A 13,085-nucleotide genomic window follows, 5' to 3' on the forward strand; every position below is an offset into this window, starting at 1 on the left:
GAGCACATTCGATAAAACACTACTCCTTCGCTCAACGCCCGCCGCCCGCCAAAATCTTCCCCAGCGCCGGAAACGCCTCCTCGTAGCCTGCCAGCAGCCCGGTGGCCAGGTCCGGCGACGCCACGAGCGGGTGCCGGGCAAAGGCCTGCAGGGCGGACTCGCGGCCGCCGCTGGTCGCGGCCAGGACCGTGAGCCGTTCCACTTCCTTGACCTGCCGGAGCAGTTCGAGCTGCGGGTCGCCCGGCTCCTGCTGGGGCAGCGGGGCGGCGCCGGCGGGTGTGACGGTGCAGGGAACCTCGACGACGGCGTCCGCGGGCAGTCCGGGTATGGCCGGTTGCGGAACACCAGGGACTGCCGGGGCCGGCAGGAAAGCGTTGCGTTCCGGGGCCGCTTCAGCGGGTTCGACGGCGGGCGGAAGGGCGTTGCGGGTGTTGAGGATCAGCTGCGTGTCCCCGCCGCCCCCGAGGGCCTTCATGGCTGCGAGGGCAACACGCTCATAGCCGCCTCCGGCCAGGTCCTCCTCGTTCCGGCGCTCGCCGGCACCCCGGGCCTCGGCCAGGTAGCCTTCCTCCCGGGACCGGCGCGCCTCCTCCCACAGCCGGTAGGCGTCCGGACCGGCCGCGGCAAGCCGGGGATACAGCTCCTGCTGCTGGTTGTGGATGGCCTCGCCGCGGGTCTGCGCCATGGCCTGCATCGCCTGCCGTGCGGCGTCGCGCCGATAGTAGTAGTACAGGTATTCGTTGGGGAGCATGCCCAGGCGGCCCAGGAACGGCTGCGGGAACAGCCTGCCCTCTTCGAACGACCGGAGGGCCGGCGCGTTGGCCAGCAGGTCCGGCAACACGTCCCGGCCGCCGGACTCCAGCCGGTACAGCCAACCCAGGTGGTTCAGACCGTAGTAGCCCACCCCGTCCAACCGTCCCTCCGCCAGGGGGACACCGGCGGCCCCGGCAGCCCGCTGCACCAGGCCTCCGGCGGAGTCGCAGATTCCGATGACCCTGTGCCCCAGCACGGGGAGCAGTGCCTCCGTGACCATCCCTGCGGGGTTGGTGAAATTGATCAGCCACGCGTCCGGACAGTGTTCCCGCATCAGGCGGGCCAGGTCCAGCATCGGCGGAATGGTCCGCAGGGCGTAGGAGATCCCGCCGGCTCCCGTGGTTTCCTGGCCCAGCAGCCCAAGGCCCTGCGCCACCTTTTCATCGGCAATCCGGCCGGCCGTGCCGCCGGGCCGGATCGCGGCGAACACCATGGTGGTGCCGGCCAAGTCGCCGGCAAGATCTGTGGTGGCGTGCACGGGAAGGCGGGCACCCGGGCCGGCGGGCATACTGGCCAGGACCGCGCTGACGGCCCTGAGCCGGGCGGGATCGACGTCGTAGAGCACCACCTCGGTGACCAGCCCGGAAAAGCGGCCGGACGTCAGTGCCCGGTATATCAAAGGCACGCGGAAACCCCCGCCGCCCGCAATCAGAAGCCGCATACCATGCAGTCTAGGACCCCGCCCCGACAGCTTGCCCACACCGTTCCTGCGCCCCTACCGCAGCAGGGCGCCACGGCGTATTGTGCCGAACATGGACGCGATCCCCGCACGCCCGTTCGACCCCCTGGCCGCCGTCCGTTCACCCGTCGAGCCGGGATTCGATCTGCTGCTGGCCGGGACGGTTTTCCAGGACATCATCTTCACCGGCCTGGCGCACGGGCCCGAGCCCGGCACGGAAATCTGGAGCGACGGTATGGGCAGCTGCCCCGGCGGGGTGGCGAACCAGGCCATCGCCGCTGCCAGGCTGGGCCTGCGCACCGGGCTGGCGGCAGCTTTCGGCGACGACGGATACGGGGACTTTAACTGGAAAATCCTGTCCAGCCAGGAACATGTGGACCTCAGCCTCTCCCGCCGCGTCCCCGGTTGGCATTCCCCGGTGACGGTATCCCTGTGCGTGGACCAGGACCGGTCAATGGTCACCCACGGGCATTCAGCCCCGGTGACCAACTCCGAGCTGATCGGAGACCCGCCCCCGGCGCTCGCCGGCATCGCGGAGCTGGGCGTGGAAGTGGAACCTTGGGCCAAGGCGGCCCACGCGGCCGGAGTCCGGCTGTTCGGCGACGTGGGCTGGGATCCCAGCGGGGAGTGGGCGCCGGTGCGGCTCGAGAACCTGCAGCACTTCTACGCCTTCCTGCCCAACCAGCGCGAGGCCATGGCGTTCACCGGAAAGGACAACCCTTGGAGTGCCCTCTACGCCCTGGCGGACCGTGTTCCGGTCGCTGTGGTGACGCTCGGGGCCCAAGGGGCCATGGCGGTTGATTCCCAAACCGGGGAGGAGGAATGGGTGCCGTCCCTTCCGGTCAAGGCGCATGACCCCACCGGCGCCGGCGACTGCTTCGACGCCGCGTTCATCGTGGGCACCCTGGCCGGCTGGCCGCTGGGGGACCGGCTGCGGTTTGCCAACCTGTGCGCCTCGTTGGCGGTCCAGGAGGTGGGCGGATCCCTGGCAGCCCCGGGCTGGGGGGACATCGCCGACTGGTGGAAACGCGCCAATGCCCGCCCCGAACGGCAGACGAGCCAGTGGCTGCGGCGCTTTGGATTCCTCGCGGACATCGTCCAGGACGTGCCCCTCGCTGCCCAGCGCAGGGCGGCCGCCACCATCGCGCACCTGTCTGACGCCTGAAGTGCGGAGGCTGCCGATTATTCGGCGCGAAGTGCCCGCACTAGAATCACTTAGGTGACTTACCCCGCAACAACCGGTGAATTCAGTGCTGCCTCCGGGCCGGACCCCCGCCACGAACGGTCCGCCGTGATCGACCTGGACGCCATCCGGCACAACGTCCGCCGGCTCGCCGACGCTGCTTCCCCCGCGAAAGTCATGGCCGTGGTCAAGGCCGACGCCTACGGGCATGGCGCCGTTCCCGTGGCCCGCGCCGCCCTGCAGGCCGGCGCATCCTGGCTGGGGGTGGCCCACATCTCCGAGGCCCTCGCGCTCCGGGCCGCCGGCATCGACGCGCCGCTGCTGGCCTGGCTGCACACCACCGACAGCAACTTCGGGGCCGCCGTTGCCGCCGGCGTCGACATTGGCTGCTCGGGGTGGGAACTGGAGCGGATCGTTGCCGCAGCCAGGGACCAGGAGCGTCCGGCCCGGGTCCACCTCAAGGTGGACACGGGGCTTGGGCGCAACGGAGCCACCCCCGAAGCCTGGGACCGTCTGGTGGGCGAAGCCGTGGAGTACCAGGACCAGGGGCTGCTGCGCGTGGTGGGAATCTTCTCCCACCTGGCCGTGGCTGATGAGCCGGAGCGCCCTGAAACGGATGACCAATTGGCGGCTTTCCGGGAAGCGCTGGCCATCGCTGAGGACGCGGGCGTGGACCCGGAAGTCCGGCACCTGGCCAACACCCCCGCCACTTTGTCCCGGCCGGACACCCACTTTGACCTGGTGCGGGTTGGCCTGGGCATGTACGGGCTCTCGCCGTTCGAGGGGCAGACGTCCGCGGAGCTCGGCCTGCGCCCGGCCATGACGCTGCGCACGCTGGTATCCCAGTGCAAGTCGGTCCCCGCCGGTCAGGGGGTCTCCTACGGCCTGCACTACCGGACCCGGGAGGCCAGCACCCTGGCATTGATTCCGCTGGGCTATGCCGACGGCGTCCCGCGCGTCGCCACCGGCGGCCCCGTCCGCGTGGCCGGGAAGACCTACCCGGTGGTGGGGCGGATCGCCATGGACCAGATGGTCATCGACCTCGGGCCGGAGGCCGTGGGTTCCAGCCTGCTCGGTGCCGAAGCGGAGCTTTTCGGAGACGGTGCGGACGGCGGCCCCACGGCTGACGACTGGGCGCAGGCCGCCGGGACCATCAACTACGAGATCGTGACCCGCATCAGCCCCCGCGTTCCGCGCCGTTTCATCAACGAGGACCAGCAGGCCGGCAGCAGCCCCGGCCTGGCGGGCTTGCCCGGAACGGCAGGGGCATGAGCGGGACAGGGCAGCAGGGCGCCACCTGGGAAAAGACGTTTACGGCGACGACGGCGGAACAGACGCAGGCGTTCGGCAGGCATTTGGCGGAGGTACTCCAGGCCGGAGACCTGTTGGTGCTCTCCGGTGAACTTGGCGCCGGGAAGACCACCTTTACGCAGGGGCTGGGGGAGGGGCTGGGTGTCCGCGCGGGCATCATCTCGCCCACGTTCGTCCTGGTCCGCATCCACCCCAACCTGGCGGACGGTCCTCGTCCCGGCGGCCCGGACCTGGTGCACGTGGACGCCTACCGTTTGGGATCTGCGGCGGAGATCGATGACATCGACCTCGAGAACACGATGGATTCGTCGGTGACCGTGGTGGAGTGGGGCCATGACCGGGTGGAGCACCTGAGCGACAGCCGCCTGGAGATCGACCTGCACCGTGCCATCGGCCTTGGCAGCACCGTGGAAGCTGCCAGTGACGAGGGCACCACGGGCGGGCCGTCCGGAAGCCTGGACTTTGACGACGACGACACCGACGAACCACGCACCATCGTGCTGCGCGGGTACGGTCCCCGCTGGGCAACCGCACCTGCGCTGGTCGGCTTTGAAGGGGGACTCCCATGCTGATCCTCGCCATTGACACCTCGGCCGTGGCAAGCGCCGCCCTGGTGTCCGACGATGCCCCTGAAAGCGTGATCGCCAGCTTCGCGACAGAGGACACCCGCAGCCATGCCGAGGTACTCGCCCCCGGGATCGACGCCATGCTGTCCGAGGCCGGAGTCAGCGGCGCGGACGTGGACGCCCTGGTGGTGGGCGTAGGCCCGGGACCGTTCACCGGACTGCGTTCCGGCATTGCCACCGCCCGCACCCTGGCGTTCGTCTGGGGCAAGCCCCTGCACGGGCTGATGAGCCTGGATGCCGTGGCCCTGGAAGTAGCGGAATCCACCGCTGCTGTTCCGGAATTCCTGGTGGTCACCGATGCCCGCCGCAAGGAGGTCTACTGGGCCCGTTACAGCCTGGCCGATGGCCAGTTGCCCCTGCTCCAGGACGGCCCGCATGTCGGTTTCGCCGCGGACCTGCCGGACCTGCCTGCGTTCGGCGCCGGAGCCGGGCTGTACGGCGACGTATTGAAAGCCCACCCGGAGTTCGCAGCCGAGCAGCCGGACGCCCTGTACCTTGGCCAGTTCGCCCTCGCCAGGCTGGCCTCCGGGGAGTCTCTGCTGGACTCCACCCCGCTGTACCTGCGCGAATCAGACGCCCAGGTCCCCGGGCCCAGGAAAAGGGCATTATGAGCAGCTTGACCGATCCGCGGATGGCGGGTATCACGGTCCGCGACATGACGCTGGACGATGTTCCCGCCGTCGGACTCCTCGAACACCAGCTCTTCCCGATCGATGCCTGGCCCGTGCAGATGTTCCTGGACGAACTGTCCCAGCCGGAAACGCGCCGCTACCTGGTGGCGGAGACCGGCAGCGGCATCGTGGGCTACGCCGGCCTGATGTGCATCGAACCCATCGCCGATGTGCAGACCATCGCCGTAGTCCCGGAGTACGAAGGCCGCGGCATAGGCAGCCACTTGCTCACCCGGCTCATCGGGGAGGCCCGCCGCCGGGGCGCCGCCGACGTCCTGCTCGAAGTCCGCGCCGACAACCCGCGGGCCCAACAGCTCTACCTGCGGTTCGGCTTCGAGCAGATCCATATCCGTCCCCGCTATTACCGCGACGGCGTGGACGCCCTGATCATGCGGCTGCAACTGGCCGCCGAAACCGCCGGTGGCGAAGCAACGGAAGCAGGCAGCCAATGAACCGCACACAGCCCCTGGTGCTGGGCATTGAATCATCCTGCGACGAAACCGGCGTCGGAATTGTCCGCGGCACCACCCTCCTGACCAACACCGTCTCATCCTCCATGGACGAGCACGTCCGGTTCGGCGGCGTCATCCCGGAGATCGCCTCCCGGGCCCACCTGGATGCGTTCGTACCCACCCTGGAGCAGGCACTGGCGGACGCCGGCGTCCGCCTGGCGGACGTGGATGCCATCGCCGTGACGTCAGGGCCCGGGCTCGCCGGCGCGCTCATGGTGGGCGTGTGCGCTGCCAAAGCGCTCGCCGTCGCCACCGGGAAGCCGCTGTACGCGATCAACCATTTGGTGGCGCACGTTGGTGTTGGCCTCCTGGATGACCGGGCAACCGGCAGGAAGCAGGAACTGCCGGCGAACCTGGGCGCCCTGCTGGTGTCCGGCGGCCATACGGAGATCCTGCGGATCAACAGCATCACCAGCGATGTGGAGCTCCTGGGCTCCACCATCGACGACGCCGCCGGCGAGGCCTACGACAAGGTGGCCCGCATCCTGGGCCTGGGCTACCCTGGCGGACCGGCCATCGACAAGGTGGCACGCAACGGCAACCCCAAAGCGATCCGCTTTCCGCGGGGCCTGACCCAGCCCAAGTACATGGGCACTGCGGACGAGCCCGGGCCACACCGGTACGACTGGTCCTTCAGCGGCCTCAAGACGGCCGTGGCCCGGTGCGTGGAGCAGTTCGAATCCCGTGGGGAGGAGATCCCGGTGGCAGACATCGCCGCCGCTTTCCAGGAGGCCGTGGTGGACGTGATTTCGTCCAAGGCGGTGCTGGCCTGCCGCGAGCACGGGATCAAGGACGTCCTGCTGGGCGGCGGGGTGGCGGCCAATTCACGCTTGCGGGAACTGACCGGGCAACGCTGCGCCTCTGCCGGTATCCGCCTGCACGTCCCGCCGCTGGACCTCTGCACGGACAATGGCGCCATGGTGGCGGCCCTCGGCGCGCAGCTGGTGATGGCGGGAGTGGAATCCAGTGGGATCGGCTTCGCCCCGGATTCGTCGTTGCCGGTCACCTCGGTGTCGCTTCCGGCCTGACGGCAGTGGGCCCGGCGAACCGTCGCGGGGCACTTTGGGCGCCTCGACGTCGTAAATCACGACGGCGGCCGGCGTGTCCGTGCCGAAGTGCCCCGTCTCGGGAGGGACCACGTCAGCCGAGGGGCCAGGTCAGGCGGTGGGGCCGTTCCGCATCTGCTTGACCAGGTCCAGCACCACGGCCTGAAGGTTGCCGCCGTTCTCGGCCGCCACGCGGCGCTGGCGCTGGTACCCGGCGCCGCGGCGGATGATCTTCTCCACGTCGGCGAGTTCGTCGGAGCAGCGCAGCTTGGCTGCCACCGGCTCCAGCCGGTTCAGCGTCTCCAGCAGGTGCTCGGTGACCAGCTGCTCCTTGCCGGCCGCGTCCAGGATGATGATGGCGTCCATGCCGTACCGGGCGGCGCGCCACTTGTTCTCCTGCACGTGCCACGGCGGCATGGTGGGAATGGTGCCGCCGTTGTCCAGGGTGGTGGAGAACTCGTCCACCAGGCACTGCGTGAGGGCCGCGATGGCGCCCACTTCCTCCAGCGTGGCCAGGCCGTCGCAGATGCGCATTTCGATGGTCCCGAGCGCGGGCACCGGCCGGATGTCCCAGCGGATCTCGGAGATGGTGTCGATGACGCCGGTGGTGGTCATGTCCTGCACATAGGACTCATATTCCTCCCAGGATTTGAACTGGAAGGGCAGGCCTGCGGTGGGAAGCTGCTGGAACATCAGTGCGCGCTGGGAGGCGTAGCCGGTGTCCTCGCCGCCCCAGAAGGGGCTGGACGCGGAGAGTGCCTGGAAGTGCGGGAAGTAGTTGACCAGGCCGTCCAGGACGGGCAGTGCCTTGTCCCGGCGGTCCAGTCCCACATGCACGTGGACGCCGTAAATGACCATCTGCCGGCCCCACCACTGGGTCCGGTCGATGAGCTTGGCGTACCGCGCCTTGTCAGTGACCGGCTGCAGCTGCGGCGGGCTGAACGGGTGGCTGCCGGCGCAGAACAACTCCACGCCCATGGGGTCGGTGATTTCGCGGACGGCGGCGACGGACCGGTTGAGGTCCTCTTTGGCTTCGGCGGCCGTCTCGCAGATGCCGGTAACCAGTTCCACGGTATTGAGCAGGAGTTCCTGCTTGATGTGCGGGTGTTCGTCGTCTTCATTGAGTTCAGGGTGCCGGGAGGCCACGCCGCGGAGCACCTGGTTGGCCACGGAAGCGAGCTCGCCCGTCTTCCCGTCCACCAGGGCAAGCTCCCACTCAACACCGAGGGTTGACTGCCTCGATGACGCGAAGTCGATCTTCACACTTTTCCTTACTGTCCGGTTTGCCGCTGGCTGATGCCGCTCACAGGCTGCGCCGGCTGGCGAACGGATGGTCCAAGTCTAGTCCAGGGGTAGCATCGTATTGATGGCTCCGTTCCCCATGCGTCACACCCCTGCCAGGACCAACACTGCCAAATCCAGTCCTGCCAAATCCTTCCCTCTCCTCGTTGCCCTGTCCGCCCTGGCACTGGCCTCCTGCACGGCGGCCCCAGCTCCGGCCCCGCCGTCGTCCACCACGCCTGCCGCCAGCGCGTCCGCAGCAGAAAGTACGACGCCGGCAGAACCTTCCGCCTCACCCTCACCTGACGCAGGCTCCCGCCCCCTGGGGTGGGGCCCGGAGCAGCGCGACCAGGACGCCGCCGCTGCGGCTGTGGCGGCGATGTCGCCGGAGGAAAAGGCCGGGCAGGTGCTGCTTCCGTTCTTCAAAGGCAACCAGGTGGAGGCGCACGCCGCACTGATCCAGCGCCTGCACCTGGCCGGGTCCATCATCATGGGCGATAACGTGCCGCGCGACCCCCAGGGGAAGGTTGACGTAGCCGCCATGGGTGCCGTCAACCAGCGGCTGCGGCAAGCTGTGGCCGCGGACGGCCGGCCATGGCCCGGGATCATCGGCGTGGACCAGGAAGGCGGAGCAGTGGCACGGCTGGGCGCCCCGCTCACCGAATGGCCCGCGCCCATGAGCTACGGCGCTGCGGGGAGCGAGGACCTGACCCATCAGGCCGGCAAAGCATTGGCTGCCGAGCTGGTGCCGTTGGGGTTTGACCTCGATTTCGCGCCCGACACGGATGTGACCATTGGACCCAAGGACCCCACCATCGGCGCCCGCTCCATGTCCGCCGATCCGGCGGTGGCGGCATCGCAGGGCGTGGCGTTCTCCCGGGGCATGCTGGACGCAGGCATCCTTCCCACCGTCAAAGCACTTCCCGGGGCACGGCTCGGTGACAACTGACTCCCACCTCAGCCTCCCGGTCCAGCCGGCCACCCTTGATGAACTTCGGGGCAGGGACTGGAAACCGTTCCAGGCCGCCGTGGCCGCCGGCCTGCCGGTCGTCATGACCGGGCACATCGCCGTGCCCGCGCTGGAACCCGGCGTGCCGGCGTCGCTCTCCGCGCCAAGTTACGCGGCGCTGCGGAACCTGGGCTTCCAGGGTGTGGCAGTGACCGACGCCCTCAACATGGGCGCCGTGGAAGAGCAGTACCCGGCCGGCGCTGCCGCCGTGAAGGCCCTGGCCGCGGGCGCCGACCTGCTGCTGATGCCCGAGGACGTGGAACAGGCGCATGCCGCCATCCTGCAGGCCCTGGCCGCTGGAACCCTCCCGGCCGCGCGGCTCGATGATGCCGCCCGCCGGGTTGCCACCATGATGGTGTGGCACGCACGGACGGCGGCCCCTGCAGGGGCGCCCGGCGCCGGTGCTCCGGCCGGGAGCGGCGCCGGGTTGTCGGCCAAGGTCTCGGCGTCCGCCGTGACAGTCCTGTCCGGCCCCTGCAGCGGACCACTGGTGCCGGGTGCACTACGCGTCGAGGGCGGGGGACCGGGGGACCGGGAACGCTTCGAAGCCGCTGCCGCACGTGCCGGCCTGGCAGTTGGCTCCGGCCCCGTGGTCGACCTCATCGGCTTCGGCGGCAAACCGGCAGGCGGTGACATCGCGGTATCCCTGGACGCACCCTGGCCGCTGCAGGACTCCGGCGCCCCGATCAAGCTGGCGCTCTACGGCCGCAATGACACCGCCTTCGACGCCCTCGCCGCCGTCCTGGCAGGGAAGGCGACGGCGCCCGGAAAGCTGCCTGCCGCCGTCGGGCCCTATCCTGCCGGAACCGGTTGCAGCCCGTGACCCGGGAGCGGGATTAGCGGCGGAGCGCGTTTAATGGTCGGGTGCCCATTCTGAATAAAGACATGACCCTCTGCATCTCGCTCTCCGCCCGTCCCAGCAACAACGGGACCCGGTTCCACAACCACCTTTACGGGCAATTGGACCTGAACTGGATCTACAAGGCGTTCGCGCCCACCAACCTTGAGCAGGCCATCGCCGGTGTCCGCGGCCTGGGCATCCGGGGCTGCGCCATCTCCATGCCCTACAAGGAAGACGCCATAGCCCTGGTGGACGAGATGGACCCCTCCGCCAAAGCCATCGACTCCGTCAACACCATCGTGAACACCGATGGCCACCTCAAGGCGTACAACACCGACTACACGGCTATCGAGCAGCTCCTGGCCACCAACTCGGTCCCCACCGGCTACTCCGTGGTGGTGCAGGGCTCAGGCGGGATGGCGAAGGCCACGGTGGCGGCCCTGCGGGACGCCGGCTTCACCGATGTCACGGTGGTGTCCCGGAACGAGGCCTCCGGCCGGGCGCTCGCGGACCAGTACGGTTTCCGGTGGCGTGCAGCGCTCTACGGCGGGACGGCTGATTTGATAATCAACGTCACTCCGCTGGGGATGGCCGGCGGGACGGAAGCGGACACCGTGGCTTTCCCGGCGGAGGCCATCGAAGCGGCCCGCCTGGTGTTCGACGTGGTGGCCCTGCCGGCCGAGACGCCGCTGATACGTGCCGCCCGTGCCGCAGGCAAGCCGGTCATCACGGGTGCTGAGGTGGCCACCATCCAGGCGCTGGAGCAGTTTGTCCTGTACACCGGAGTGCGGCCCACGGCGGAGCAGGTGCAGGCGGCCGAGGAATTCATGCGCGCCCAGTAGGCACGACCCGGCAGGAGCTGCCCAGTGCCGGTCAGGCAGGCTCGACCACGATGGCCACCCGGTCCTCGCCAATCCGGGTCAGGACCAGGGTGGCGGCCTTGCCGGCGCCCTTCTTGCCGGAACCCTTGCCGGCTGCCTTCCCGCCCGGCAGCAGCTGCTTCCGCAGCTCTTCCGGGGTTACCGCGGTGCCACGCTTTTTGATGTCCAGCACGGTGATGCCCTCCCTGCTTTACCCAGGCTTTGAGCGCCTTGACGTTATAGGGCATCACGTCCAGCACCTTGTAGGCCCTGGCGAACGGGGTGTCCAGGAGTTCCGGGGCGCAGATGTAGGCGATGTGTTCATCCACCAGGTGGCCGCCGAGCTCCAGGGCGACATCGGCAACCAGGCCGGCCCGGATCACTGCGCCGTCGGGTTCGTACAGGTAGCCCTCCACCGGTCCCACCGGGGCCGAGGGGCCGGCTCCGAAGTCATCTCCGCTGGTCAGTTCGGCCGCACCCTCGGAACCAAGGACCAGGGCTGCGCGGCGCACCCCTGGCCGGCTGACGGCGTTGAACCACAGGGTCACCTCGGTGACGTCTCCGGCTACCGACACCCATTGGGCCTCGCAGCCTGCGGGCACGGATTCGTGCGGCATGCCGGGGCCCATCTTCACGCCCACTGCCTTCCCCGACGCCGCGAGCGATTCAACGAATGACAACGGGGGTGAGAACGCCTCGGGGTCCCAGATCCGCTTGGTGCCGGACGTGGAGGTGACCCGCCGGGCAGGATCCAGCCAAACACCGTCGACGCCCTCCAACGGCACCGTTGCCGCGTCCGCGTGCACCACGGTGGCATTGGGGAAGGGGATCAGGTTCACCGTGGCGCAGGCCGCGGTGGTCTCATCCATCTCGACGGCGGTCACGTTGAGGTCCAGGGATGCCAGGGCCAGGGAATCGGCGCCGAGGCCGCAACCCAGGTCCGCCACGTGGCTGATCCCGGCGGCGGCGAAACGCTGCGCGTGGCGCGCCGCGACATTCAGGCGGGTGGCCTGCTCCAGGCCGGCCTGGGTGAAGAGCATCTGGCGGGCGAACTCGCCGAACTTCGCCTCAGCCTTGGTGCGCAGTCGCGACTGGGTCAGGACCGCGGAGACCAGCCCGGCAGGGTGGCCGGCTTTCCGGAGCGCGGAGTTGAGTTCGAAGGAATCCTCTTCCCGGTAGGGGCCCAGGGACGCGAGCAGCTCCCAGCCTTCGGGGGTCAGCAGCGGTGCAATCTGGTCCTGGGGAGCGTGAGCCATGGGTTCCAGCCTAATGGAGGAGCGCATGCCGGGTTGCCGATAGTGTGGACACCATGGATGAAACCGCAGCCCCCGGGGACACCGGCGAACACGACCCCAAGGAACGCGGTCCTGCCCGGTTTGCCCGCCCGGTCCTGATCGCCGCCGCCGTGGTGGCAGTAGTGTGCATCGCGCTCCTGGTGATCATTTTCCTCCTCGACACGTTCAACGCCACCGTCTACTCGGTGGGCGGCAACGACATCGCGGACAATACGCAGGAAGCCCGCGATATCCGCGGGCTGTACGACGGCGCGCGGGCCGGAAGCATCTTCTTCCTCGTTGCTGCGCTGCTCGCCGCGGCCGCTGCGGGCTGGGTGCTGTTCCGGGGACGGAAACAGGGCGGCAGCGATGCTGACGGCGGCGAAGACGTGGACTTCGACGATCTGGGCCGCTGAGGCTGCCCGCGACCCCGTTACTGCGTCCCGGAATGATGCGAAACAGAGTACGCCGATGACGAAAAGTTGGCACTCACCTTGACCGAGTGCTAACCCTTACATAGAGTCTTCATTAGCACTCTCCCCCGGAGGGTGCTAACACATGAAGAGCTGCCAGCCAGGCTGCTGCCGGCACCGCGACGACGGTTTGCCAGCCACGGCGGAAAGCTTTCCAGTCCACGAATTTGCTGACGAAAAGGAGAGGTCCGAGTGTCGGTCTCTATTAAGCCTCTTGAGGATCGTATCGTTGTCCGCCCGCTCGAAGCCGAGCAGACCACGGCTTCCGGCCTGGTCATCCCGGACTCCGCGCAGGAGAAGCCGCAGGAAGGCGAAGTTGTTGCAGTAGGCCCCGGCCGCTTCGAAGACGGCAACCGCGTTCCGGTTGACGTAGCAGTTGGCGACGTCGTCATCTACTCCAAGTACGGCGGAACCGAAGTCAAGACCGGCGGCACCGAGTACCTCGTGCTGTCCGCCCGCGACGTCCTGGCGATCGTCGTAAAGTAACTCTTTCGGATCCCCGTGCT

11 protein-coding genes and 2 pseudogenes are annotated in these 13,085 nt (G+C 68.8%); 10 read left to right on the forward strand and 3 right to left on the reverse strand.

Translation table 11 applies throughout. From position 1 onward, the window contains the following. Positions 1-31: 31 nt before the first annotated feature. The gene (locus QF050_RS10240; RefSeq protein WP_308930335.1) at positions 32-1,474 is read right to left on the reverse strand and encodes a 6-phospho-beta-glucosidase; all 1,443 of its coding nucleotides are present in this window, start codon (positions 1,472-1,474) and stop codon (positions 32-34) included. A 91-nt stretch (positions 1,475-1,565) separates the two neighbouring features. On the opposite strand from QF050_RS10240, the gene QF050_RS10245 reads away from it, so the two are divergent. The 6 genes from QF050_RS10245 to tsaD are packed head-to-tail and all read left to right on the forward strand — an operon-like array spanning position 1,566 to position 6,823. Beyond that, positions 1,566-2,657 (forward strand): carbohydrate kinase family protein, encoded by a 1,092-nt coding sequence (locus QF050_RS10245; RefSeq protein ID WP_308930336.1) that lies wholly within the window; start codon positions 1,566-1,568, stop codon positions 2,655-2,657. 54 nt (positions 2,658-2,711) lie between these two features. Then, positions 2,712-3,947, forward strand: coding sequence for an alanine racemase (alr, locus tag QF050_RS10250; RefSeq protein ID WP_308930337.1), 1,236 nt, complete (start codon positions 2,712-2,714; stop codon positions 3,945-3,947). After that, positions 3,944-4,558: a tRNA (adenosine(37)-N6)-threonylcarbamoyltransferase complex ATPase subunit type 1 TsaE gene (gene tsaE, locus QF050_RS10255; RefSeq protein WP_308930338.1), complete on the forward strand. Its 615-nt coding sequence runs from the start codon at positions 3,944-3,946 to the stop codon at positions 4,556-4,558. The genes alr and tsaE overlap by 4 nt, the downstream gene beginning before the upstream one ends. Then, on the forward strand, positions 4,552-5,223 hold the full coding sequence (gene tsaB / locus QF050_RS10260; RefSeq protein WP_308930339.1) for a tRNA (adenosine(37)-N6)-threonylcarbamoyltransferase complex dimerization subunit type 1 TsaB: 672 nt from the start codon (positions 4,552-4,554) through the stop codon (positions 5,221-5,223). The genes tsaE and tsaB overlap by 7 nt, the downstream gene beginning before the upstream one ends. Further along, positions 5,220-5,735, forward strand: a complete 516-nt coding sequence (gene rimI, locus QF050_RS10265) for a ribosomal protein S18-alanine N-acetyltransferase (protein ID WP_308930340.1) — start codon at positions 5,220-5,222, stop codon at positions 5,733-5,735. Before tsaB ends, rimI begins: the two co-directional genes overlap by 4 nt. Next, on the forward strand, positions 5,732-6,823 hold the full coding sequence (gene tsaD, locus QF050_RS10270; RefSeq protein ID WP_308930341.1) for a tRNA (adenosine(37)-N6)-threonylcarbamoyltransferase complex transferase subunit TsaD: 1,092 nt from the start codon (positions 5,732-5,734) through the stop codon (positions 6,821-6,823). Before rimI ends, tsaD begins: the two co-directional genes overlap by 4 nt. Positions 6,824-6,952: 129 nt before the next feature. On the opposite strand, the gene QF050_RS10275 is transcribed toward tsaD, so the two are convergent. Further along, positions 6,953-8,104 carry a glutamate--cysteine ligase gene (locus QF050_RS10275; protein ID WP_308930342.1) on the reverse strand — a complete coding sequence of 384 codons (1,152 nt, stop codon included), beginning with the start codon at positions 8,102-8,104 and terminating at the stop codon, positions 6,953-6,955. 397 nt (positions 8,105-8,501) lie between these two features. On the opposite strand from QF050_RS10275, the pseudogene QF050_RS10280 reads away from it, so the two are divergent. Continuing rightward, positions 8,502-9,954, forward strand: a pseudogene (locus tag QF050_RS10280) (glycoside hydrolase family 3 N-terminal domain-containing protein). A 62-nt stretch (positions 9,955-10,016) separates the two neighbouring features. After that, complete coding sequence (locus QF050_RS10285) at positions 10,017-10,814, forward strand: shikimate 5-dehydrogenase (RefSeq protein WP_308932143.1); 798 nt, start codon at positions 10,017-10,019, stop codon at positions 10,812-10,814. Positions 10,815-10,845: 31 nt separating this feature from the next. On the opposite strand, the pseudogene QF050_RS10290 reads toward QF050_RS10285, so the two are convergent. Further along, positions 10,846-12,088, reverse strand: a pseudogene (locus tag QF050_RS10290) (SAM-dependent methyltransferase). A gap of 53 nt (positions 12,089-12,141) precedes the next feature. Between QF050_RS10290 and QF050_RS10295 the strand changes: the two are divergent. Both QF050_RS10295 and groES read left to right on the forward strand, forming a co-directional pair. Next, positions 12,142-12,522 (forward strand): hypothetical protein, encoded by a 381-nt coding sequence (locus QF050_RS10295; RefSeq protein ID WP_308930343.1) that lies wholly within the window; start codon positions 12,142-12,144, stop codon positions 12,520-12,522. A gap of 249 nt (positions 12,523-12,771) precedes the next feature. After that, positions 12,772-13,065, forward strand: a complete 294-nt coding sequence (gene groES / locus QF050_RS10300; RefSeq protein ID WP_003805290.1) for a co-chaperone GroES — start codon at positions 12,772-12,774, stop codon at positions 13,063-13,065. Positions 13,066-13,085: the final 20 nt, after the last annotated feature.

It is taken from the genome of Arthrobacter sp. SLBN-112 (assembly GCF_030944625.1).
Classification (GTDB): domain Bacteria; phylum Actinomycetota; class Actinomycetes; order Actinomycetales; family Micrococcaceae; genus Arthrobacter.

Bases quoted from the DNA above. Each gene is read 5' to 3' on its own strand.
- QF050_RS10240 (WP_308930335.1), bottom strand. From the start codon at position 1,474: ATGCGGCTTCTGATTGCGGGCGGCGGGGGTTTCCGCGTGCCTTTGATA.
- QF050_RS10245 (WP_308930336.1), top strand. From the start codon at position 1,566: ATGGACGCGATCCCCGCACGCCCGTTCGACCCCCTGGCCGCCGTCCGT.
- tsaE (WP_308930338.1), top strand. From the start codon at position 3,944: ATGAGCGGGACAGGGCAGCAGGGCGCCACCTGGGAAAAGACGTTTACG.
- tsaB (WP_308930339.1), top strand. From the start codon at position 4,552: ATGCTGATCCTCGCCATTGACACCTCGGCCGTGGCAAGCGCCGCCCTG.
- rimI (WP_308930340.1), top strand. From the start codon at position 5,220: ATGAGCAGCTTGACCGATCCGCGGATGGCGGGTATCACGGTCCGCGAC.
- tsaD (WP_308930341.1), top strand. From the start codon at position 5,732: ATGAACCGCACACAGCCCCTGGTGCTGGGCATTGAATCATCCTGCGAC.
- QF050_RS10285 (WP_308932143.1), top strand. From the start codon at position 10,017: ATGACCCTCTGCATCTCGCTCTCCGCCCGTCCCAGCAACAACGGGACC.
- QF050_RS10295 (WP_308930343.1), top strand. From the start codon at position 12,142: ATGGATGAAACCGCAGCCCCCGGGGACACCGGCGAACACGACCCCAAG.